The following is a 19,680-nucleotide window of genomic DNA, read 5'->3' as shown; positions in this document are numbered from 1 at the left end:
CCCCTCAGGGCAGGAAGGCGTCCAGGATGGCCTCCACCTGGTCGGTCTCAATCAGGAAGGCGTCGTGGCCGTGGGGGCTTCGGATCTCCCGGTACCGGCCCCCGCTAAGCCGGGCCACCTGCCGCACCTCCTCCGCGGGGTAGAGGAGGTCGGTGTCGATGCCCACAAACAGGGAGGGCAGGGGCTTCAGCCGCTTGAGGGCCTCCTCCACCCCACCCCTTCCCCGGCCCACGTCGTGGGTGTCCATGGCCCGGGAGAGGACCAGGTAGCTTTCCGCGTGGAAGCGCTTTAGGAACTTCTCCCCCTGGTGGTCCAAATAGGTCTCCCCCTTTTCGGGTTCCTGGCCCCAGCGGGCCTCAAAGCCCCTGGGCGCCCGGTAGCTCATCATGGCGATGCCCCGGGCCAGGGCCATGCCCCGGGGGGCGGGATGGCCCAAGTGGTACTCGGGGTCTAAGAGGATGGCCTGGCGGCTTAGGTGGTTGAAGGCCCGGGCCCAGGGCCCATGCCTGGCGGGGGCGGCCAGGACCACCAGCTTCTTGACCCTCTCCGGGTACATGAGGGCGAACTCCAAGGCCACCATCCCCCCAAGGCTCCCCCCGATGACCACCGCCTTCTCCACCCCCAGGTGGTCCAGAAGCCTCGCCTGGGCCCGGGCCAGGTCGCGGATGGTGAGGGGGGGGAAGCCCTGGCCGTAGGGCCTCCCCGTGCGGGGGTCGGGGGAGAGGGGCCCCGTGGAGCCGTAGCAGCTTCCCAAGTGGTTGGCGGAGATCACGTAGTAAAGGGCCGGGTCCAGGATGCGCCCCGGGCCCACCAGGGAGTCCCACCACCCTTGCCGGCCAAAGGCCCTCTCCAGGGGGGAGAGGCTTTGGAAGGTGGCCTCGTCGTAGGTGCCCGCCAGGTGGGCGCTGCCGGTGAGGGCGTGGAAGACCAAGACGGCGTTGTCCCTTAGGCGGGAGAGCCTCCCGTAGGTTTCAAAGCGGAGGCGCACCTCCGGCAGGAACCCGCCCAGCTCCGTGTAGAACCCCTCCCGCCTGGGGAAAAGCACCGCGGTCCGGGGTTTGGGCGGGGGGATGGAGAGGGGGGAGCGGGGGGGCTTGAGGATGAGGGCCTCGTGCTCCCCCCAGGTTTCCAGGGCGATCTCGCTCATCGGAGGGCCTCCTTAAGCTCCGCCTTCAGGTCCTCCACGTGCTCGAGGCCCACGCTGAGGCGCACCATCTCCGGGCTGACCCCGGCCAGGGCCTGCTCCTCCTCTGAGAGCTGGGAGTGGGTGGTGGAGGCGGGGTGGATGGCCAGGGTGCGGGTATCCCCCACGTTGGCCAGGTGGGAGATGAGGCGAAGGCGGGAGATGAAGCGCTTGGCGGCCTCGTACCCTCCCTTAAGGCCAAAGGTGAGGACGGCCCCGGGTTTCCCCCGGAAGTACTTCTGGGCGCGGGCGTGGTGGGGGTGTTCCGGAAGCCCGGGGTAGTTCACCCAGGCCACCTCTGGCTGTTCCCGTAGCCAGTGGGCCAGGTGCAGGGTGTTTTCCACGTGGCGCTCGGCCCTTAGGGAGAGGGTTTCCATCCCGAGGAGCACCACCCAGGCCTCAAAGGGGCCCAGGGCCTGGCCCTGGTCGCGTAGCCCATCCACCCGGGCCTTTACGATGAAGGCCAGGTCCCCGAAGGCTTCCACCAGCCTGAGGCCGTGGTAGCCGGGCTGGGGTTCGGTGAGGAGGGGATAGCGGCCATTGTCCCAAGGGAAGTTCCCCCCGTCCACGATGCCCCCGGCGATCACCGCCCCGTGCCCGCCCACCCACTTGGTGAGGGAATGGGTCACCAGGGCGGCCCCCCATTCCAGGGGCCTCAGGAGGTAGCCCCCCATGCCGAAGGTGTTGTCCACGATGAGGGCCACCCCCACCTCCCGGGCGGCCTGGGCCAGGGCCTCGAGGTCCGGGAGGTTCAGGGCGGGGTTGCCGATGGACTCCACCCACCAGGCCCTGGTCCTTTCGTCGGTGAGGGCCAAAAACTCCTCCGGGCGTTCCTCGCGGGAGGTGAAGCGCACCTCAATCCCAAGCCGCCTCAGGGTGACCTTGAACTGGTTGAAGGTTCCCCCGTAAAGGTTCGGGGTGGAGACGATGTTATCCCCCGCCTGGGCCAAGGTGGTGAGGGCCAGGAACTGGGCGGCGTGGCCCGAGGAGGTGGCCAGGGCCGCCTTGCCCCCCTCGAGGGCCGCCAGGCGCTTTTCCAGCACCTCCACCGTGGGGTTCATGATCCGGGAGTAGATGTTCCCGAACTCCTTCAGGGCGAAGAGATGGGCGGCGTGTTCCGGGCTCTTGAAGACGTAGCTGGTGGTGGGGTAGATGGGTACCTGACGGCTCAGCGTGGTGGGCTCGGGTTCGTAGCCGGCGTGGAGCTGCAGGGTTTCAAAGCGCATCCTTGGCCTCCTTTCCAAGAACCCGCCGGGGGCGCTTGGAAGGGGCCAATAAGAAGGCCCCTTCCAGCAAGAGGCACCGTTCTCTCGCCTGGAAGGGGTTGGGCGTGGCGCTTACCCCCCTCTCTTATCGTCCCCGGGTGTTTCCCCCACCCGGGCCGGCCTTGGCACCAGCCCCACCCGCATCCGGTTATGGGACGGAAGGGGTGGGAGGTTGCCGCGGTTTCACAGGGCCGTACCCTCCACCGCTCTGGATAAGAGAACGGGCTGGTTTTCGCCGCGCCCCGGCGCGGTTAAGGGTTAGTGTAGGAGGAGGGCTCCTTTCCGTCAACCCTTTGACCTTTTGGCCCTCCTCCCCTATACTGGACTCCGCTACGGGGAGTAGCGCAGCCCGGTAGCGCACCTCGTTCGGGACGAGGGGGTCGCTGGTTCAAATCCAGTCTCCCCGACCAGAGGGCCGGCCTTAGGGCCGGCTTTTCGTATACTCCTGCCGTGGGCTTTCTGGCGGGCCTCGCCCTTTTGCTTTTGGGGCTCCACCTCATTGGGGAGGGGCTTGCCTCCCTAAAGGGAAAGCGGTACCTGCTGGCGCGGGCCTTTTCCAGACCGGGGGGCCTTTTGCTCTCCGGCTTCCTGTTGGGGCTCCTTTCGGGTAGCGGGACGGGCCTCTCCCTCCTGGCCCTGGGGCTTTGGGAAGGGGGGATCCTTCTCCTGGGGCAGGCCGCCCTCCTTTCCCTGGCGGCCACCGCCGGGGCTTCCGCCTGGGTAGGGGTGGTGGCCCTGGCCCAGAGGGAGGTGGCCGAGGGGTTTTTGGTCCTCGGCCTTCCGCTTTTCCTTTTCCAGGGAAGCCGGGGTGGGGGGCTGGTTCTCCTGGGACTCGGCCTCCTTTTCCTGGGCTTTTTGGAGATGGGCCAAGGGGCTAAGGCCGTTGCGCCCCTTCTGGGCCTTTGGGATCCGGGTCCTTGGGCCTTGTACCTGGTGGGGATCCTCCTGGCCTTCTTCCTGGGGACCGCCAACGGGGTGGCGGCTTTGGCCTTGGCCCTGGCGCCCCTCTTAGGGCTTCAGGGAAGCATGGCCCTGGCCCTGGGGGCCGGGGTGGGGGTTTCCGGGGCCCTCTTCCTGGCGGCCCTAGGGGGCAGGCGGGAGGGGTGGGCCCTGGGGGCGGTGCTTTTGGGGCACCGGTTTCTCCTCTCCCTGCCCTTTTTGCTCTGGCTTGGGCGGCTGGAGGGGGTGGGGGTGGTGGGGCTCCACCTCCTAAGCCACGGGGCCTACGCCTTGGCCTTCCTCCCCTTGCAAGGGCATTACCTGCGCCTGGCCGACCGGCTTTTTCCCCGTCGCACCGTGAGCCCCAAATACCTCTCCCTCGAGGCTTTGGAAACCCCCAGCCTGGCCTACGCCCTGGTGCAACGGGAGCTGGGCCGGGTGGCGGATGCGGTGCGGAACATGCTGGCGCTGGCGGTGCGCATCCTGGCCCAGGAGGAGGGCGGCGAGGCGGAGCTTTCGGCCCTGGAGGAAAAGGTGGACCGGCTTACCCGGGAGGTGGTCCTCTACACCGCCGAGCTTTCCACCCGTACCCGGGACGAGCGGGCGGTTCGCTTCTTCGTGGCGGCCTCGGAGCTTGAGCACCTGGGGGATCTGGTGCGCCGGGTGGTGCGGCAGGCGGAGAAGCTTTGGGCCCAGGGCCTCACCTTTAGCCCTGAGGGCAAGGAGGACCTCCTGGAGGCGGGAAGGCTGGTGCTGGGCCGCTTGGAGCGCATGGCCGCGGCCTTGGCCACGGGGGACAAGGCCTTAGCGGAGGGGGTTTTGGCCGAGGAAGGGGAGGTGGGGGCTTTCCTGGATCGTCTGCGGCGGGCGCACCTGAGCCGTTTGGAAAGCGGCCGGGCGGAGAGCCGGGCCACCACCTTGGCCCACCTGGATCTCCTCATCACCCTGGAGGAGGTTTCCAACGGGGTGGACAGGCTTTGCCGCTTGGTCCGGGAGCTTTAAGCTAAGAGGCGTGGTGAGGATCCTGGGCGGCAAGGCCAAGGGGGTGCCCCTGAAGGTGCCGGCTTCGGCCCGGCCCTCCCCGGTGCGCCTGAGAAAGGCCCTTTTTGACTACCTGCGCCTCCGCTACCCCAAGCGGGGCCGGTTTCTGGACCTGTATGCGGGGAGCGGGGCGGTGGGCCTCGAGGCGGCCAGCGAGGGCTTTGAGGCCACCCTGGTGGAGAAGGACCAGGAGGCGGTGGCCCTTCTTAAGGAAAACCTCCGCCGCACGGGGCTAAGGGCCCGGATCGTGCCCCTTCCCGTGGAGGTCTTCCTCCCCGAGGCCAAGGCCCGGGGCGAACGCTACACCGTGGCCTTCATGGCCCCGCCCTACCCCATGGACCTGGTCCAGGCCTTCCAGGCCCTTTTGGAAAGCGGCCTGGTGGAGAAGGGAGGGCTTTACATCCTGCAACACCCCAAGGACCTGCACCTTCCCTTCGGGGAGCGGCGGGTTTACGGGGAAAACGCCCTCACCCTGGTGGAGGCTTAGATGCACGTGGTCTATCCGGGAAGCTTTGACCCCTTGACCAATGGCCATCTGGACGTGATCCAGCGGGCAAGCCGCCTCTTTGACCGGGTCACGGTGGCGGTGTTGGAAAACCCCAACAAGCGGGGGCAGTACCTCTTCACCGCTGAGGAGCGGCTGCAAATCGTGCGGGAGGCCACCGCCCACCTGCCCAACGTGGAGGCCCACACCTTTTCTGGCCTCTTGGTGGATTTCGTCAGGCGGGTGGGGGCACAGGCCATCGTCAAGGGCCTAAGGGCGGTTTCCGACTACGAGTACGAGCTCCAGATGGCCCATCTAAACCGCCAGCTCCTGCCGGGCTTGGAAACCCTTTTCATCCTGGCCGCCACCCGGTACTCCTTCGTGTCCAGCACCATGGTGAAGGAGATCGCCCGCTACGGGGGGGATGTCTCCAAGCTGGTGCCTCCCGCCACCCTAAGGGCCCTCAAGGCCAGGTTCGGCCAGGGGTAAAATCCCCTTGGAGGTTGCCATGAAGGCTTTCCCCAGCAAGTATGGAAATGCTTTGGAGTTGGGCCACCTGATCGGGGGGGAGGAGGTCTTTGAAGGGAAGGTCTTGGAGAGGCGGAATCCCTCGGACCTCGAGGACCTGGTGGCCCGCTTCCCCGAGGGCACCAAGGAAACCCTAAGGAAGGCGGCTTTTAAGGCGCGGGAGGCCTTTAGGGAGTGGAGCCAGACCCCGGCGCCCGTGCGGGGGCAGGTGCTTTTCAACCTGGCCAAGATCCTGGAGCGGGAGAAGCCCACCCTGACCCGGCTCATGGTGCGGGAGGTGGGGAAGACCTTCAAGGAGGCGGGCGGGGACGTGCAGGAGGCCATCGACACCGCCCTCTTCTTCGCCTCCGAGGGCCGGAGGCTTTACGGCCAGACCGTGCCCAGCGAGATGCGAAACAAGGAGCTCTTCACCTTCCGCAGGCCCCTCGGGGTGGTGGGGATGATCACCGCCGGGAACTTCCCCATCGCCGTGCCCAGCTGGAAGCTGATCCCGGCGGTCCTGACGGGCAACACGGTGGTCTGGAAACCCTCCGATGACTCCCCCGTCCTTTCCTATGTCTTCGTCAAGCTCTTTGAGGAGGCGGGCCTGCCCCCTGGGGTGATCAACGTGGTCTTTGGGGGCGGGAAGGACTCCACGGGCCAGTGGCTGGTGGAGCTTATGGACGAGGGCCTCCTCAACAAGTTCGCCTTCACCGGGAGCACCAAGGTGGGGCGCTGGATCGGGGAGGTGGCGGGCCGGAACCTGATCCGGCCCACCCTGGAGCTGGGGGGCAAGAACCCCCTGGTGGTCATGCGGGATGCGGACCTGGACCTGGCGGTGGAAGGGGCCTGGTGGAGCGCCTTCGCCACCGGGGGCCAGCGGTGCACCTCCGCGGGCAACATCATCGTGGACGCCCCCATCTACGAGGAGTTCAAAAGGCGCTTCCTGGAAAGGACCGAGGCCACGGTGGTGGGGAACCCCCTTCTGCACCCCGAGGTCACCTATGGCCCCTTCATCAACGAGCGCCTGTTCGCGCGATGGCTGGAGCACTACACCTGGGGGCGGGAGGATGGGGCCACCTTGCTCTTCGGCCAGGGCCGGATCACCCGGGAAAACCCCTACCCCCGGTTCCTGGGGGACCCGGAGGCGGGGCTTTTCGGCTGGCCCACGGTCTGGGAGGCCCGGCCCGGCATGCGCCAGTTTGGGGAGGAGATCTTCGGCCCCACCATCAACCTGGTCAAGGTGGACGGCATCGAGGAGGCCATAGAGGTGGCCAACAGCACCCCTTACGGCCTTTCCAGCGCCATCTACACCCACCACCGCCACTGGGCCTACCTCTTCAAGGTGGGGATCCGGGCGGGGATGACCAGCATCAACAACGCCACCGTGGGCGCGGAGGCCCACCTGCCCTTCGGGGGGGTGAAGGCCAGCGGCAACGGGGCCCGGGAGTCGGGGATCTGGGTCCTCGAGGAGTACACCTACTGGCACGCGGTGAACGAGGAGTACTCGGGCAGGCTCCAGCTGGCCCAGATGGACACGGGCTACGTGAGCCCCAAGGCGCCCACGCCTTGGGAGGAGGTGTTGGGATGAGGGCGCTGGGTCTCCTCTTCCTACTCCTTCCGGCCCTGGCCCAGACCCTCGCCCCGGCCTTTCAACTGGACTGCCGCTTCCGGGGAGAGGCCAGGCCCGCCCAGGTCTTCTGGGACAGTAGCCTCTTGGGGACCTGCCCCCTCGAGGTCCAGGCCGCCCCGGGCCGCCACCTTCTCCGCCTGCGCCTCGAGGAGCCTGGGGGGACCTACCTGGCCTACGAGGCCCGGGTGGAGGTGGGGGAAGGGGGCCTGGGGGCCTTCACCGCCGAACTCCTGCGCTATGACCCCCAGGGGGAAGCCCTTAAGGGAGGAAAGGGCTTGGTCTACGCCTTGGCCTACGGTCCCCAGGGGGTCTTGGCCCTGGGGGATGAGGCCGGGCAGGTCCGCTTCCTCCCCCCGGGTCGCCCCCCCCTGGACCTCAAGGGGCACGCCTCCTACGTGCGCGACCTGGCCTTCAGCCCCGACGGCCGCTACCTCGCCTCGGCCTCGGGGGATGGGACGCTGCGCCTTTACGATGCCCAGGGCCGTTTCCTCCGGGCTTTGGGCAAGGGGCCGGCTTTCCTCAAGGTGGGCTTTGACTCAAGGGGCCGCCTCTTCGGCCTCCAGCTCCGCGGAAACCTCACCCTGTTTGACCCTGCCACGGGAAAGGTCCTGGCCACTCGCTCCTTAAGCCCTTACCTCTTCTCCGCAGCCCAAAGCCCCGGGGGGAGGGTTCTCGGCTTGGGGCTTTCCGTGGGCCGGGTGGAGGTGTGGGACCTCACCCTCCCAGGGAAGCGGGGGGAGATCCGGGTCCCGGGAGGGCCGGTCTACGCCCTGGCCTTCCGCCCCGACGGCCGCTACCTCGCCGTGGCTTCGGCGGACGGGGGGGTGAGGCTTTTGGACCTCCTGGCCCCGGGCGGGCCTGAACCCCGGCTCCTCTACGCCCACAAGGACCTGACCTTGAGCCTGGCCTTCAGTCCGGACGGCCGTTACCTAGCCTCCGGAGGGCAGGACCGGGAGGTGCGCCTCTACGACCTCGAGGCGGGCCTTTTGGAGCGGGTTTACGTGGGGCATACCGGTCCGGTGTACGGGCTGGATTTCCACCCCCAAACCCCCACCTTGGCCACAAGTGGGGGGGAAGGTCGGGTCCTCCTCTTCCGTCTGCCCTAGGCCTACTGGCCCGCCTCCACCGCCTGGGCCTGGGCTGCCCAGCGCTCGGCCTCGGCCCGGTCCCCGCGCTGGTTGGCGTAGAAGGCCAGGGTCCGGGCCACCTTGGCCGCCGCCTGCCTGGCGGCCTCGTCCCAGGTGCCCCCCTTTTCCCGATAGTTCATCCAGGCCTCCCAGGCGCGGATGGCCCACTGGGTCTCGGTGTAGATCTCGGCCAAAAGACGGAGGGCCCGGAGGTCGTTGGGGTTTTGCTTCGCCAGGGCCTCCGCGGCCTCCAAGGCCCGCTTCCAGGGCGCGAGGTCCACGAATCCTACGGGGTAGGCCTTCCGGGCTTCCTGCCGCAGGGCCTCCACCCTTTCCAGGGTGAGGCCCCCCGCATGCTGGGCCACTCCTAGGCTGAGAAGCGCCGCTATCCCCCAAGCCAGATATGCCTTTTTCATCCTGCACCTCCCTTTTTAGGGTACGCCCAAGGGGCCAGGGTGTCAAGGCTCATTGGGCGCTTTCCAGATCGGGCCTAAGCCGCACCGCCTCCCTTAAGTACACGTGGCGCACCTGGTCCTGGGGGGTGTCGGTGTTCCAAAGGGCCAGGACCCGGATCACCCGGGGCAGGCTTCCCGGCACCGGCACCTCCCGGGCGGAGAGGAGAGGCACCCGGTGCATGCCGATCTGGCGGGCGGCCTCGGCGGGGAAGGCGGAGCACAGGTCCTCCGTAACCGTGAAGATGATGGCCGCCAGCTCCTCGTGGCTTTGGATGCCGTTTGCCTCCAGCATTTTGAGGAGGAGCTCACGGGTGGCCTGGTGGATGGCCTCCGGCGTGTCCTCCTCCACGGTGATGGCGCCTCGGATGCCCCGGACCATAGTTGGGCCCCATGCTAAGGGGTTTTATCCCGTGGGGCAAGGAGGGTAGGCTAGGGAGCATGAACCTCATGGCGGTGTTCGCCCATCCCGACGATGAGATTGGGGCTGCGGGCACCTTGGCCCTTCACGCCCGGCGGGGGGACCGGGTGCTGTTGGTTTGGATGACAAGGGGGGAGCTGGCCAGCCAGTTCGGGGCCATGGCGGAGGCCCAGGTGGCGGAGATACGGGAGGGGCACGGGGCCCACGTGGCCCGGATGATCGGGGCCGAGTACCGCTTTCTCCCCTTTCGCGACACCTTTCTCACGGGGAGCAGGGAGGAGGCCCTGGCCTTGGCCCGGATCATGGCCGAGTTCCAGCCCGATGCGGTGGTCACCTGGGACCCCTTGGACGTCCACCCGGACCACAGGGCCACGCACCAGGCGGTCCTGTCCGCCCTGAAGTTCTGCCGCATCCCCAAACTCGTGGGGGAAGCGCACCGCAAGCCGGTCCGTCTCTACCACTACCCCCGCAGGGAGCTGGCCAGGCCGTGGCTTTACGTGGATACCACCGCCACCCAGGAGGTGGCGGAGGCGGTCTTTGCCTTTTACCAGGAGTTCTACCGCTGGCCCTTTACCCTGGAGGAGTTTCGCGCCCGCCGGCGGCTTCGGGGTCAGGAGGCGGGGGTTCCCTTTGCGGAGGCGTTTCAGACGGAGTCCTTGCCGGCGTGGCCTGCGCTTCCCTGACCCCCTCCGTGGGGTTGTGGGCGGGGGTGAGGACGTAGGCCAAGAGCACCGCGGGCAGGACCAGGGGTAAGGTGGCGTACCCGCCCCACTCCGCCGCCAAAACGGTGGCGGCGAAGGGGGCGCGGGCCACCCCTGCCAGCACCGCCACGCTTCCCGCCAAGGCCAGGGTTTCCGGGGGTAGGGCCAAGGGGCCTGGCAGGTGGGCCAGGAAGGCTCCCAGGAGCCCTCCCAGGACCAGGGCCGGGGTGTAGGGGCCCCCGTAGGCCCGTACCCCGCCCGCCAGGAGGAGGAGAAGGAGCTTGGCGAAGAGCAAGGAGAGCACAGCCAGGGGAGGCAGGAGGGGGGTGGTGGCCACGGCCACCCAGCCCAGGCCGCTCCCCAAGGCCTCGGGCAGGAAGAGGAGCGAAAGGGCTAAGGCCAGGCCCAGGAGGGCGTGCCGCCCGGGATAGGGGAGGGGGCGGAGGCGGTCCTCCAGCAGGCGGGACCCCTCCAGCCATAAGGCGGCCAGGGCGGCGGCCGCCAGCCCCACCAAGGCGCCCGCGGGAAGGGCACCCAGGTCCACCTGGACCTGGAAGAAAAGCAGGGGCGCGTAGCCGTAGAAGGCCCCGTAGACGGCAAAACCGGCCAAGGCCCCGATCAGGGCTGGGGTCAGGGCCCGGGCCTCGAGGAGCAGGCTCCGGTAGAGGATCTCCGTGGCCAAGAGGGCCCCGGCCACGGGGGCGTGGAGGCTGGCCCCAAGCCCGGCGGCCAGCCCGGCGAAGGCCAGCCCGCCGCCCAGGCGGGGGAAACGGCGGTCCAGGCCCCGGCCAAGCCAAAGCCCCAGCACCCCAAAGGGACCTTCCCGCCCCATGGGGGAGTAGAGGGAGAGCTGGAGCGTCCCCCCCAAAACCGCCCGCAGGTGGGCCAAGGGGGGGCTTGGCCGGTCCTCCCGGGCCTGGAGCAGGAGCGCGGCAAGCCCCTGCCCCGTTCCCAAGAAGCTGGTGAGGGCGAAGAGCAGGGGAAGGAGGAAGGCCAGGGGCCAGAGGGAAGGCCCCGTGAAGACCTGGACCAATCCCCCTTCCCCTGGGGGCTCGGGGGCCAGGTAGCCAAAGAAAAGGCCAAACGCCTCGGTCAAAACCCGAAGGAGGCCATTCCACAGGGCCACCCCCAGGCCGGCCAGGGCCCCGGTGAAGGCGCTGTAGAGGATGAGGGGGCCGGTGTGCCGGATCTCCTCATCCCAAAGGGAGGGGAGGCTGAGCTGGGGGCCGCGGCCCAGGGGGCGCATCAGAGGGAGTGTACCAGACGGGCGGGGCTTCCCCGGGTCAGGCGGGGGGTGGGAAGGCCCAAGGCCCGGTACCCTCCCCGGGTCAGGGCCCGCACCAGGAGCCTGGGCTCCGCCTTCCCCCAGAGGAACAGGGCCTCGCCCTTCACGTCCAGGTCGGGGCTGCTGGCCCGGGAGTCGGTGCCCAGGGCCACCTCCACCCCGTGGCGGGCGTAGAGGGCCAGGGGGGGCTCGCCCACCCCTAGCCCGGCGTTGGAGCGCGGGCACAGGACCACCTTGGTGCCCGTCTCCGCCAAGAGCCTCACCTCCTCCTCGTCCACCTGCACTCCGTGCACCAGGAGGGTGCTGGGCCCCAGGACCCCCAGGGCGTGGAGGTAGCGCACGGGGCTGAGGCCCGGGGGCGTCCAGGGGGTTTGGCTAAAGCGGCGGTGGACCTCGGCCAAGGGGCCTTCCCCCCTTAGGAGGAAGGCCACCTCCTCGGGGCTTTCCCCCGCGTGGACCATGAGGGGAAGGCCTTCGGCCTTGGCGTACTGGGCAAGCCTCCTCAGGAGGGGGGCGCTCACGGAGTAGGGGGCGTGGGGGGAGAGGCCCACCCTCACCCGGCCCTCCTTCCTCCTCCAGGCCTCCACCCTGGCCCGCACCCTTTGGAAGACCTCCTCCGCCACGCTGGGGTCCGGGGCGAAGACCTCGTAGAAGGCCACCCCGGGCAGGGGGCTTTCCTCCAGGAGGAAGTCCATCACCTCCTCGTGGAACACGATGTCGGCAAAGGCCCCCACCCCGGAGGCCAGAAGCTCCTCCAGGCCCCTCCGCGCCGCCTCCAGGCCCCGCTTGGCGCGGTGGGCCACCACGTGGGGGATGAAGCCGGAGAAGGGGCCCCGGTAGAGGGGGTGGAGGGAGAGGTCCAGGTGGGTGTGGGCGTTCACCGGGGGAGGGAAGAGGGCCTTTCCCTTGGGCACCACCTCCGCCTCGGGGAAGCGGCGCCTCAGCTCCTCCAGGGGGCCTTGGCCTACCACGTGCTTCCCCTGCACGGCGATGGCCCCCCGGAGCATGGGGGTGCCGAAGCCCGTGTAGACCACCTCGGCGGTCCAGAGCTCAGTCCTTAGCCAGAACATACCGGTTGGGTCCCCGCGCGAAGTCCACCGCCCGGTAGCCCCGGGCGAAGTAGTGGCCCAGGACCTGGCGGCTGTGCTCCCGCCAGCGGAGGGCGAGGTTTGGGTCCTCCCGCAGGATCCGCCCCCAGTCCTCGGGGATCTGGAAGAGGAGGCGGGGGGCCTCCAGGTCCAGCCGGGCCTCGAGGGGCACCTCCCCCTCCACCCGGTTGGCCTGGGGGAGGCCGTCCACCTGGGGCTCCTTGGGGGGGTCGTAGAGGCGGGCGTAGACCCGCTCGGCCAAAAGCTCCCACTCCGCCAGGAGCCGGTCCGAGGGGGCCCCGGCGTTGATGCCCGTCATGGGCCCGTAGTGGTCGGGAAGGTAGGTTTTGGCGGTGGCCCCAAGCTTCCTCAGGTTGAAGTTGGCGTTCACCCCCCTCAAGGGGTCAAAGGTCCAGACCACCCTCCTGATCCCCCGGGCCAGGCACCAGTCCCGCTGGAAGCGCTTGAGGAGAAGGGCGGCCCCCGTGCCCCGGTAGGCCTCCAGCACCCCCAGCATGTGGGAGTGTTGCAGGGTGGGGTCTTTGGTGGGGAACCCGAAGACGAAGCCCACCAGCCTCCCCTCCACAAACGCCCCCGCCACCAGCCCCCCCTCGTCCTGGACCGCGATGAGGAGGCCCCTGGGCACCAGGTCGCTTTCCGCGCGGCCCCAGACCTCCCGCTGGAGCTCCACCACGGCCTCCATCTCCTGGGGGCCCCTTAGCTCGCGGACACGTACCTCTGCCATAGGGTGATCCGCTCCACGAGGGGAAGCTTCAGGTGCACCCCGATGCCGGGCCCTTCCGGCACGGGCATGAGGCCCTCCTGGGCCTCGAGGGCCTCCTCCACCAGGTCCTCCTCCCAGTAGCGGCTGCTGGAGCTCACGTCCCCGGGCTTGGTGAAGCCGGGCAGGGTGGCCAGGTGCAGGTTGTGGGCCCTTCCCACCCCCGCCTCCAGCATCCCCCCCATCCAAAGGGGGATCCCGGCGCTTTGCGCCAGGGCGTGGACCTTGAGGCTTTCCCCGTGGCCCCCAAGCCGGGCGGGCTTGATGTTGAAGACCCGGCCTGCCCCAAGCTCTATGGCCTTCCTGGCCTTTTCCGCGGAGGTGAGGCTCTCGTCCAGGCAGATGGGGGTGGCCAGTTCCCGCCCGAGCTTGGCGTGGTCCAGGAGGTCGTCGTAGCCCAGGGGTTGCTCAAGGTAATCCAAAAAGAGCTCGTCCAGCCGCCTGAGCCGGGGGAAGTCCGAAAGGCGGTAGGCGCTGTTGGCGTCCGCGGTGAGGGTGGCCTCGGGGAAGGCCTGGCGCACCGCCTTCAGCACCTCGTAGTCCCACCCGGGCTTGATCTTGAGCTTGATGCGCCGGTAGCCCTGGGCGAGGTGCCGCTCCACCGCCTTTAGGGTTTCCGCCACCGAGGGCTGGATGCCCAGGGAAACCCCCACCTCCACCTCCTGCCGCACCCCGCCCAGCACCTGCCACAGGGGCTTGCCCAGGCCCTTGGCAAAGAGGTCCCAGAAGGCCATCTCCAGCACCGCCTTGGCCATGGGGTTGCCCCGGAAGGGGGCGAGGGCTTGGCCCAGGGCCTCAGGGTTGGGAAAGTCCTTCCCCAGCACCTGGGGCAGGAAGACCTCCTCCAACAGGTAACGGGCCCCCGCCACCGTCTCCTCCCGGTAGAGGGGTAACCTTTCCATCACCCCTTCCCCCAGGCCCTCCAGGCCCTCCCCGAAGAGCCTCAAGAGGAGGATGGTCCTCCTCGTCTGCACCCCGAAGCTGGTCTCAAAGCGGAACCTCAGGGGTAGCTCCAGGATGCGAAGCTCAGCCGCCTCTATGCGCACGGTTCCAACACCTCCTTGCCCATGTAGGGCACCAAGGCCTTGGGCACCCGCACCCGCCCGTCGGGAAGCTGGTGGTTTTCCAAAAGCATCACCAGGATCCTGGGGGTGGCCAGGGCGGTGTTGTTCAGGGTGTAGGCGTACTGCACCCTGCCCTCCCGGTCCCGGTAGCGGAGGTCCGCCCGCCGGGCCTGCCAGTCCAAAAGGGCCGAGCAGGAATGGGTTTCCCGGTAACGCCCCTCCGAGGGGACAAAGACCTCCAGGTCCACCTGCCGCCACTTCCCCGGGCCCATGTCCCCGGTGGAGACCTCCAGGAGGCGGTAAGGGAGTTCCAGAAGGTTTAGGATCTCCTCGGCGTTCGCCAAAAGCTCCTGGAAGGCCTGGTCGGAGGCCTCGAGGCTGGCCTCGGTGAGGACGTACTGCTCCACCTTGTGGAACTGGTGCACCCGCATGAGGCCCCGCACGTCCTTGCCAAAGCTTCCCGCCTCCGAGCGGAAGGCGGGGGCGTAGCCCGCATAGCGCTTGGGCAGTTCCTCGGCCCTGAGGATCTCCCCCATGTGCAGGGCGTTGAGCACCACCTCCGCGGTGCCCGTGAGGTAGAGGTCCGTGCCCGCGATGGGCCAGACCTGGTCCCGGGCGGCGGGGAAGTGGCCGGTGCCCACGAAGGCCTTCTCCCGGGCGTAGGAGGGGAGGGTGAGGGGGGTGTAGCCCTTGGCCGCCATGAAGTCCATGGCGAAGCGGATCAGGGCCAGCTCATAGAGGGCCAGGTCCCCCCGTAGGGCATAGGTGCGGCTTCCGGAAACCTGGCTGATCCGGGGCTCCCACCAGCCGTTTTTCTCCAGGAGGCTCACGTGGTCCAAGGGGGGGAAGGGAAACTCCGGGGGGGTGCCCACCCGCTTGATCTCCACGTTGGCGGAGTCGTCCGGCCCCACCGGGGCCCCGGGCCAAGGGGGGAGGGGGACCTGGAGGAGGAGCTCCCAAAGCCGGGCCTCCTTTTCCCGCAGGGCCTCCTCCACCCCCTTGGCCTCCTCCGCCAGGGCCTTGCCCTGGGCGATGAGGGCGGGTCTGGCCTCCGGGGGCGCCTTGGGCACCTCCTTGGCGATGCGGTTGCGCTCGGTCTGTAGGTCCTGGAGCCTTTGCTTGAGGCCCTGCACCTCCCGGTCCAGGGCCAGAAGCTCGTCCAGGTCCAGGGCCACCCCCTTGAGGGCGATGGCCCGGCGGAAGGTCTCGGGCTCGAGGCGGAGACGCTTCAGGTCCACCATGGCTACTCCAGCACCTTGGGCACCCGGAAAAACCCCTCCTCCGCCTCCGGGGCCAGCTTGAGGGCTTCCCCTTGGGGGAGGGAAGGGAGGGGCTCGTCCTCCCGCAGGCGGCCCGTGGCCGCTTCCTCCTCGAGGTCCTCCCCCTGGGGCAGGGCGTCCACGAACTCCAGGATGCGCCCTAGGTCCGCTAGAAGGAGGGCCTCCTCCTCGGGGGAAAGCCGGATTTTGGCAAGGCTTTCCAACTTGCGTAGAAGCTCCGGGGATAGCTCCATGCCCCGCATTTTACCGAAAGCCCTCAGTGCCCAAGCTTAGGGGTTGCCGCAAGGGCCTTCGCCCAGGACCCCTAGGGGGCGAACAAAGGCCCTGCCCCAGGTTTTTCTGGGGCGCACGCCTCGAGGGGGTGCTTAGGAGAGCCATTCGGCCAGGGCCCAGACCAAGGGGGCCAGGAGGAGGGCGGGGAGAAAGGAGCCCACCCGCACCTTGCTGAGGCCCAGGAGGTTGATCCCCACCCCCAGGACCATGAGCCCCCCCACCCCCGTCACCAGGAGGACCCGGGGGTCCGTTCCAGGGTCCGGTAGGGCTTGGGCCAGGGTGCCGGCCAGGAGCGCCACCCCCCCTTGGTAGAGGAGGATCACCAGCACGCTGAAGCCCACCCCCACCCCGAAGGAGCTGGTGAGGGCGATGGCGGAGAGGCCGTCCAGGGTGGCCTTGAGGAGAAGCAGGCTGGCATCCCCCGTGAGGCCGTTCTGGATGGACCCCAAAAGGGTCATGGGGCCCACGCAGAAGAGGAGGCTGGCCGCCACGAAGCCTTCGGTGAAGCTTCCCCCGCCCCTCACCGCCCGCTTGATCTTCTCCCCCAGGCCCTCGAGGCCCTCCTCCACCCGCCACCACTCCCCCACGATCCCCCCCAGGACCAAGGCCACGAGCCCCAAAACCACCCCGTCCAGTGCCCCCCCCTTGGCCTTGCCCAAGGCCCCCGCCATGGAAAGCCCGATGAAGAGGGTGGTGAGCCCCACCCCCTGGACCATGATGCGGGCCATGCCTTCGGGAAGCCTTCCCCGCAGGGCCAGGCCCAGGGCTGTTCCCAGGGTTACCGTGAGGGCGTTTGCCAGGGTGCCGGAGAGCTTTTCCAGAAGGCTCGGCTCCATGCAAGGCATTCTACCCAAGCTCCGGCACTTGTGGGGGCCTTTGCCTTTGAGAAAGTGAACCCATATAAGGGATAGCTTCTTTCACACCGTTTTCACAGGGTGTTGGCATCTTGGCAACAGGGAGGTGGGTATGCGCAAAGCGTCGGTAGTCCTCGCGTTCTTGGCCCTGGTCCTGGCCTTGGCCCAGGCCCTCAGCCTGGACCTTAGGCCGTACCGGGTCCAGGTGGTGGAGGGCAAGGAGGTCTACGAGGAGAACCCCTTAAGCGTCAAGCCGGGGGATGTTCTGGAGTGGCGCCTGGTGGCAGAAAACCGCTCCCAGGGCACCCTGCGGCAGGTGGTCTTGGTGATTCCCATCCCCAAGGAAACCTTTTACTTGGAAGGAAGCGCCAAGCCCTTGGTCCTCGGCTCGGTTACCGTCCGCCCGGAGTTCAGCTTTGATGGGGGGAAGACCTTCGGCTTCCCGCCCCTCAAAAAGCGGGTCCGGGTGGTGGAAAACGGAAAGGAGGTGGAAAAGGAGGTAGAGGTAAAGCCCGAAGAGTACACGCACGCAAGGTGGGTTGTCCCTGAGGTACCCAAGGGGACCAAGGTTCAGGTTTCCCTGCGCACAGCAGTGAAGTAAAGCAAGGAGGTTAGAGCATGAAGGGAATAGAAAGGCTTTTGGTCTTGCTCCTGGTCCTGGCCATGGGACTGGTCTTGGCCGCGGGTACCCCGGCGGGCACCGCCATCCAAAACCAGGCCAGCGCCAGCTACATTGACTCTGCCGGCCAGCCCAGGACCACCACGTCCAACCTGGTCACCACCATCGTCCAACAGGTCTACAGCTTTACCATCACGCCAAACGGCACCGAGACCAACCCGGGCCAGGTCCGAAGCGCCCTTCCCGGCGGGCAGGTGCTCTTCCAGTACACCGTCACCAACACCGGAAACGGCACCGACACCATCAACCTGAGCACCGTCCAGGGGACGGGCGATAACTTTGACCTTACCAACATCCAGATCTACCTGGACCCCAACTGCAACGGCAACGTAGACGCGGGCGAATCCCCCATCACCAGCGTCACCCTGGCCGCGGACGCCTCGGCCTGCGTGATCGTGGCGGCCACGGTGCCCTCCTCGGCGCAAAACGGCCAGTACGGCAACCTCAACCTGGCGGGCACCTCCAGCGGGAATCCCAGCGTCCAGGACAACGACAACTGGGCCCGCGCCAGCGTCACCACCGCCGCTGCCTTCACCGCCTTCAAGGCGGCTAGCCCCTCCGGGAGCGTCCAGCCGGGCGGCACCATCACCTACACCATCTCCGGCAGCAACACAGGGGGTAGCGCCGCTTACGGGATTCCCGTCACCGTGGACGGCACGTCCAAGACGGGCATCCTCATTGAGGACACCATTCCGAGCGGCCTTAAGGTGAGCGCCATGCCCACGGGCTCTGCGGGGGCTGGAAGCATCCGCTACGTCTACTACGATGGCACCAGCTGGGTGACCCTCAACTCCAGCCTGCTTCCCATCACCGGCGACGGCACCAAGAAGATCGGCATGCTGATTGAGGGTACCGGCGCCTTCTTCCCGCAAGGGGCCCAGTACAGCTTCAGCTTCCAGGCTCAGGTTCCTGCCAACGCCCCTGCGGGGACGAGCTACCCCAACGCCGCCACGGTGCGGTTTGACGCCAACGGGGATGGCGACGCCAACGATCCCGGGGAAACCATTCAGACCAACACCACCACCAACACCGTGGCCGCCACCTACCAGCCCGTGGTGGGCTACCCCGGGACGGTGACCCTGGGCAACGAGACCCAGACCGTGCCTAGCGCCTATGCCGGCGGGACGGTGAGCTTCACCAACGTGGTGCGTAACGGCGGCAACGCCCCCGACAGCTTCACCCTCACCCTCACCCTCACCTCGCCGGAGTTCACCTTCCCTCTGGGGACCACCTGCGCCATCTACGCCGCGGACGGCATCACCCCCATCTCGGGCCCCATTGGTCCCTTGGCCCCTGGGGCTACCCAGAACGTGGTGGTGAAGTGCCAGCTTCCCGCTAACTACTACGAGTCCCCTGTGGACGGACCCAACACCACCTACACGGTGGAACTTAAGGCCACCAGCGTGAACGACCCCAGCAAGTCGGACGTCACCACGGATAAGCTGGTGGACATCCTGCCGGGCTACGCGGTGGACCTGGCAGCCAAAGGGTACTCTAACGACGGCAACGCCGGAAACGACAACCCCGCAGGCCAATCCGCCAACCCCGGCCAGACCGTCTACTTCCCCTTGGAGCTCACCAACACCGGTAAGAACCCCGACACCTACAACCTGAGCGCCAACGTGCCCTCCGGTTGGAGCGTGGTCTTCTACCCCGACACGAACTGCGACGGCACCCCTGATGGCGCCCCCGTGACCAACGTGGGCCCGGTGAACCCTGACGAGAAGAAGTGCTTCGTGGCCGCGGTCAGCGTGCCGCAAGGGGCGGCGCCTGGTACGCAGAACGTGAGCTTCACCGCCACCAGCACCAGCGATCCCAACATCTCTGACACCGTCTCCAGCACGGTCACCGTGAACCTGGTGGCCCAAGTGGCCTTGGATCCTGACCGCCAGGGCACCGTAACCAGCCCGGGCACCCTGGTGTACACCCACACCCTGATCAACAACTCCAACGCTCCGGCGACCTGCACCATCTCTGGTAGTGGCGGGGCCTACGGCTGGGTCTACCAGTACTCCACCGATGGCGCCAACTGGTCTAGCTCCTTGAATAACGTAAACGTGGGCCCCAACGGCGGTACCGCCACCATCTACGTCCGGGTTCAGGTGCCCGCGGGCGAGCCCATCGGCCGGGTGGACGTGAACACCGTGTCGGCCAGCTGTGCGGTGGGTGCGGGTTCGGCCTCCGACTCTGCCACCGAGACCACCACGGTGGTGGGCGGGGAGCTCAGGCTGGAGAAGACGGTGGATAAGGCCACCGCTTACCCCGGCGAGACCCTCACCTACACCATCACCGCCACCAACATCGGCACGGGTGACCTGAAGAAGGTCATCGTCACGGACCCCCTGCCCGCCTACACGGACTTCGTGAGCGCCTCCGCCACCATCTCGGGCTTCCCCGCCGGGGCCAAGGTGCTCTACTCCACGGACGGCACCACCTGGAGCCCCACGCCCCCCACTTCCTTGCCCGCGGGTGGAAGCCTCTACGTGGCGGTGGACACGAACGGCGATAACACCATCACCGACGCCGACGTCATGCCCCCTGCGGCCAGCATCGTCATCACCTTCCAGGTGCAGGTGCGGTAGCCCTTGACCCCCGCCCCGGGGCTTCCCGGGGCGGGGCCCCC

General features: G+C 68.0%; 19 protein-coding genes, 1 tRNA gene and 1 riboswitch. Of the genes, 9 read left to right on the top strand and 11 right to left on the bottom strand.

What is annotated here, in order from left to right:
* Window positions 1–4: 4 nt before the first annotated feature.
* Together metX and BS74_RS05915 are read right to left on the bottom strand one after the other, a co-directional pair.
* A complete protein-coding gene (gene metX, locus BS74_RS05920) occupies window positions 5–1,147 on the bottom strand; it encodes a homoserine O-acetyltransferase MetX (protein ID WP_038056917.1) in 1,143 nt (380 codons plus the stop codon).
* Window positions 1,144–2,409, bottom strand: a complete 1,266-nt coding sequence (locus tag BS74_RS05915; protein ID WP_038056915.1) for an O-acetylhomoserine aminocarboxypropyltransferase/cysteine synthase family protein — start codon at window positions 2,407–2,409, stop codon at window positions 1,144–1,146. The genes metX and BS74_RS05915 overlap by 4 nt, the downstream gene beginning before the upstream one ends.
* Before the next feature lie 121 nt (window positions 2,410–2,530).
* Window positions 2,531–2,667, bottom strand: a riboswitch (SAM riboswitch).
* Window positions 2,668–2,781: 114 nt separating this feature from the next.
* On the opposite strand from BS74_RS05915, the gene BS74_RS05910 reads away from it, so the two are divergent.
* From BS74_RS05910 to BS74_RS05885, 6 genes are all read left to right on the top strand, one after another.
* A tRNA-Pro gene (locus BS74_RS05910) sits at window positions 2,782–2,858 on the top strand.
* 40 nt (window positions 2,859–2,898) lie between these two features.
* Window positions 2,899–4,389, top strand: coding sequence for a Na/Pi cotransporter family protein (locus BS74_RS05905; RefSeq protein ID WP_038058936.1), 1,491 nt, complete (start codon window positions 2,899–2,901; stop codon window positions 4,387–4,389).
* Between the two features lie 10 nt (window positions 4,390–4,399).
* Window positions 4,400–4,915: an RsmD family RNA methyltransferase gene (locus tag BS74_RS05900; protein ID WP_038056913.1), complete on the top strand. Its 516-nt coding sequence runs from the start codon at window positions 4,400–4,402 to the stop codon at window positions 4,913–4,915.
* Entirely contained in the window at window positions 4,916–5,401 is a 486-nt protein-coding gene (gene coaD / locus BS74_RS05895; protein ID WP_038056910.1) for a pantetheine-phosphate adenylyltransferase, read from the top strand.
* A gap of 19 nt (window positions 5,402–5,420) precedes the next feature.
* Window positions 5,421–7,010: an aldehyde dehydrogenase family protein gene (locus tag BS74_RS05890; protein WP_038056907.1), complete on the top strand. Its 1,590-nt coding sequence runs from the start codon at window positions 5,421–5,423 to the stop codon at window positions 7,008–7,010.
* A complete protein-coding gene (locus BS74_RS05885) occupies window positions 7,007–8,158 on the top strand; it encodes a WD40 repeat domain-containing protein (RefSeq protein WP_038056903.1) in 1,152 nt (383 codons plus the stop codon). Before BS74_RS05890 ends, BS74_RS05885 begins: the two co-directional genes overlap by 4 nt.
* 2 nt (window positions 8,159–8,160) lie before the next feature.
* Here BS74_RS05885 and BS74_RS05880 read toward each other — a convergent pair whose 3' ends face one another.
* Complete coding sequence (locus tag BS74_RS05880; protein WP_038056901.1) at window positions 8,161–8,595, bottom strand: hypothetical protein; 435 nt, start codon at window positions 8,593–8,595, stop codon at window positions 8,161–8,163.
* A gap of 49 nt (window positions 8,596–8,644) precedes the next feature.
* Entirely contained in the window at window positions 8,645–9,013 is a 369-nt protein-coding gene (aroH, locus tag BS74_RS05875; protein WP_038056899.1) for a chorismate mutase, read from the bottom strand.
* Between the two features lie 68 nt (window positions 9,014–9,081).
* Here aroH and BS74_RS05870 point away from each other — a divergent pair, with 68 nt between their 5' ends.
* On the top strand, window positions 9,082–9,735 hold the full coding sequence (locus BS74_RS05870) for a PIG-L deacetylase family protein (protein WP_038058933.1): 654 nt from the start codon (window positions 9,082–9,084) through the stop codon (window positions 9,733–9,735).
* On the opposite strand, the gene BS74_RS05865 is transcribed toward BS74_RS05870, so the two are convergent.
* The 7 genes from BS74_RS05865 to BS74_RS05835 all read right to left on the bottom strand — a co-directional run bounded on the left by BS74_RS05865 (window position 9,623) and on the right by BS74_RS05835 (window position 16,360).
* A complete protein-coding gene (locus BS74_RS05865) occupies window positions 9,623–10,999 on the bottom strand; it encodes a chloride channel protein (protein WP_185747705.1) in 1,377 nt (458 codons plus the stop codon). The genes BS74_RS05870 and BS74_RS05865 overlap by 113 nt on opposite strands.
* Window positions 10,999–12,108 carry an amidohydrolase family protein gene (locus tag BS74_RS05860; RefSeq protein ID WP_038056898.1) on the bottom strand — a complete coding sequence of 370 codons (1,110 nt, stop codon included), beginning with the start codon at window positions 12,106–12,108 and terminating at the stop codon, window positions 10,999–11,001. The genes BS74_RS05865 and BS74_RS05860 overlap by 1 nt, the downstream gene beginning before the upstream one ends.
* The gene (locus BS74_RS05855; protein ID WP_038058928.1) at window positions 12,089–12,871 is read right to left on the bottom strand and encodes a GNAT family N-acetyltransferase; all 783 of its coding nucleotides are present in this window, start codon (window positions 12,869–12,871) and stop codon (window positions 12,089–12,091) included. The genes BS74_RS05860 and BS74_RS05855 overlap by 20 nt, the downstream gene beginning before the upstream one ends.
* Window positions 12,844–13,953, bottom strand: coding sequence for an o-succinylbenzoate synthase (gene menC, locus BS74_RS05850; RefSeq protein ID WP_038056897.1), 1,110 nt, complete (start codon window positions 13,951–13,953; stop codon window positions 12,844–12,846). Before menC ends, BS74_RS05855 begins: the two co-directional genes overlap by 28 nt.
* Window positions 13,944–15,212, bottom strand: coding sequence for a serine--tRNA ligase (serS, locus tag BS74_RS05845; RefSeq protein ID WP_038056896.1), 1,269 nt, complete (start codon window positions 15,210–15,212; stop codon window positions 13,944–13,946). The genes menC and serS overlap by 10 nt, the downstream gene beginning before the upstream one ends.
* A 2-nt stretch (window positions 15,213–15,214) precedes the next feature.
* Entirely contained in the window at window positions 15,215–15,484 is a 270-nt protein-coding gene (gene gatC, locus BS74_RS05840; RefSeq protein ID WP_185747704.1) for an Asp-tRNA(Asn)/Glu-tRNA(Gln) amidotransferase subunit GatC, read from the bottom strand.
* 132 nt (window positions 15,485–15,616) lie between these two features.
* A complete protein-coding gene (locus BS74_RS05835; protein WP_038056892.1) occupies window positions 15,617–16,360 on the bottom strand; it encodes a DUF554 domain-containing protein in 744 nt (247 codons plus the stop codon).
* A 130-nt stretch (window positions 16,361–16,490) separates the two neighbouring features.
* On the opposite strand from BS74_RS05835, the gene BS74_RS05830 reads away from it, so the two are divergent.
* Window positions 16,491–16,979 (top strand): hypothetical protein, encoded by a 489-nt coding sequence (locus tag BS74_RS05830; protein ID WP_038056890.1) that lies wholly within the window; start codon window positions 16,491–16,493, stop codon window positions 16,977–16,979.
* A gap of 17 nt (window positions 16,980–16,996) precedes the next feature.
* Window positions 16,997–19,639, top strand: a complete 2,643-nt coding sequence (locus BS74_RS05825; protein WP_038056889.1) for an NEW3 domain-containing protein — start codon at window positions 16,997–16,999, stop codon at window positions 19,637–19,639.
* The last annotated feature ends 41 nt before the right edge of the window (window positions 19,640–19,680 follow it).

It is taken from the genome of Thermus amyloliquefaciens, assembly GCF_000744885.1.
Lineage (GTDB): Bacteria > Deinococcota > Deinococci > Deinococcales > Thermaceae > Thermus > Thermus amyloliquefaciens.
This window is presented reverse-complemented; position numbering and strand designations above follow the sequence as displayed.

Coding starts and splice junctions, on each gene's coding strand:
- metX (WP_038056917.1), bottom strand. CDS start 1,147: ATGAGCGAGATCGCCCTGGAAACCTGGGGGGAGCACGAGGCCCTCATC.
- BS74_RS05915 (WP_038056915.1), bottom strand. CDS start 2,409: ATGCGCTTTGAAACCCTGCAGCTCCACGCCGGCTACGAACCCGAGCCC.
- coaD (WP_038056910.1), top strand. CDS start 4,916: ATGCACGTGGTCTATCCGGGAAGCTTTGACCCCTTGACCAATGGCCAT.
- BS74_RS05890 (WP_038056907.1), top strand. CDS start 5,421: ATGAAGGCTTTCCCCAGCAAGTATGGAAATGCTTTGGAGTTGGGCCAC.
- BS74_RS05885 (WP_038056903.1), top strand. CDS start 7,007: ATGAGGGCGCTGGGTCTCCTCTTCCTACTCCTTCCGGCCCTGGCCCAG.
- BS74_RS05880 (WP_038056901.1), bottom strand. CDS start 8,595: ATGAAAAAGGCATATCTGGCTTGGGGGATAGCGGCGCTTCTCAGCCTA.
- aroH (WP_038056899.1), bottom strand. CDS start 9,013: ATGGTCCGGGGCATCCGAGGCGCCATCACCGTGGAGGAGGACACGCCG.
- BS74_RS05870 (WP_038058933.1), top strand. CDS start 9,082: ATGGCGGTGTTCGCCCATCCCGACGATGAGATTGGGGCTGCGGGCACC.
- BS74_RS05865 (WP_185747705.1), bottom strand. CDS start 10,999: ATGCGCCCCCTGGGCCGCGGCCCCCAGCTCAGCCTCCCCTCCCTTTGG.
- BS74_RS05860 (WP_038056898.1), bottom strand. CDS start 12,108: ATGTTCTGGCTAAGGACTGAGCTCTGGACCGCCGAGGTGGTCTACACG.
- BS74_RS05855 (WP_038058928.1), bottom strand. CDS start 12,871: ATGGCAGAGGTACGTGTCCGCGAGCTAAGGGGCCCCCAGGAGATGGAG.
- serS (WP_038056896.1), bottom strand. CDS start 15,212: ATGGTGGACCTGAAGCGTCTCCGCCTCGAGCCCGAGACCTTCCGCCGG.
- gatC (WP_185747704.1), bottom strand. CDS start 15,484: ATGGAGCTATCCCCGGAGCTTCTACGCAAGTTGGAAAGCCTTGCCAAA.
- BS74_RS05835 (WP_038056892.1), bottom strand. CDS start 16,360: ATGGAGCCGAGCCTTCTGGAAAAGCTCTCCGGCACCCTGGCAAACGCC.
- BS74_RS05830 (WP_038056890.1), top strand. CDS start 16,491: ATGCGCAAAGCGTCGGTAGTCCTCGCGTTCTTGGCCCTGGTCCTGGCC.
- BS74_RS05825 (WP_038056889.1), top strand. CDS start 16,997: ATGAAGGGAATAGAAAGGCTTTTGGTCTTGCTCCTGGTCCTGGCCATG.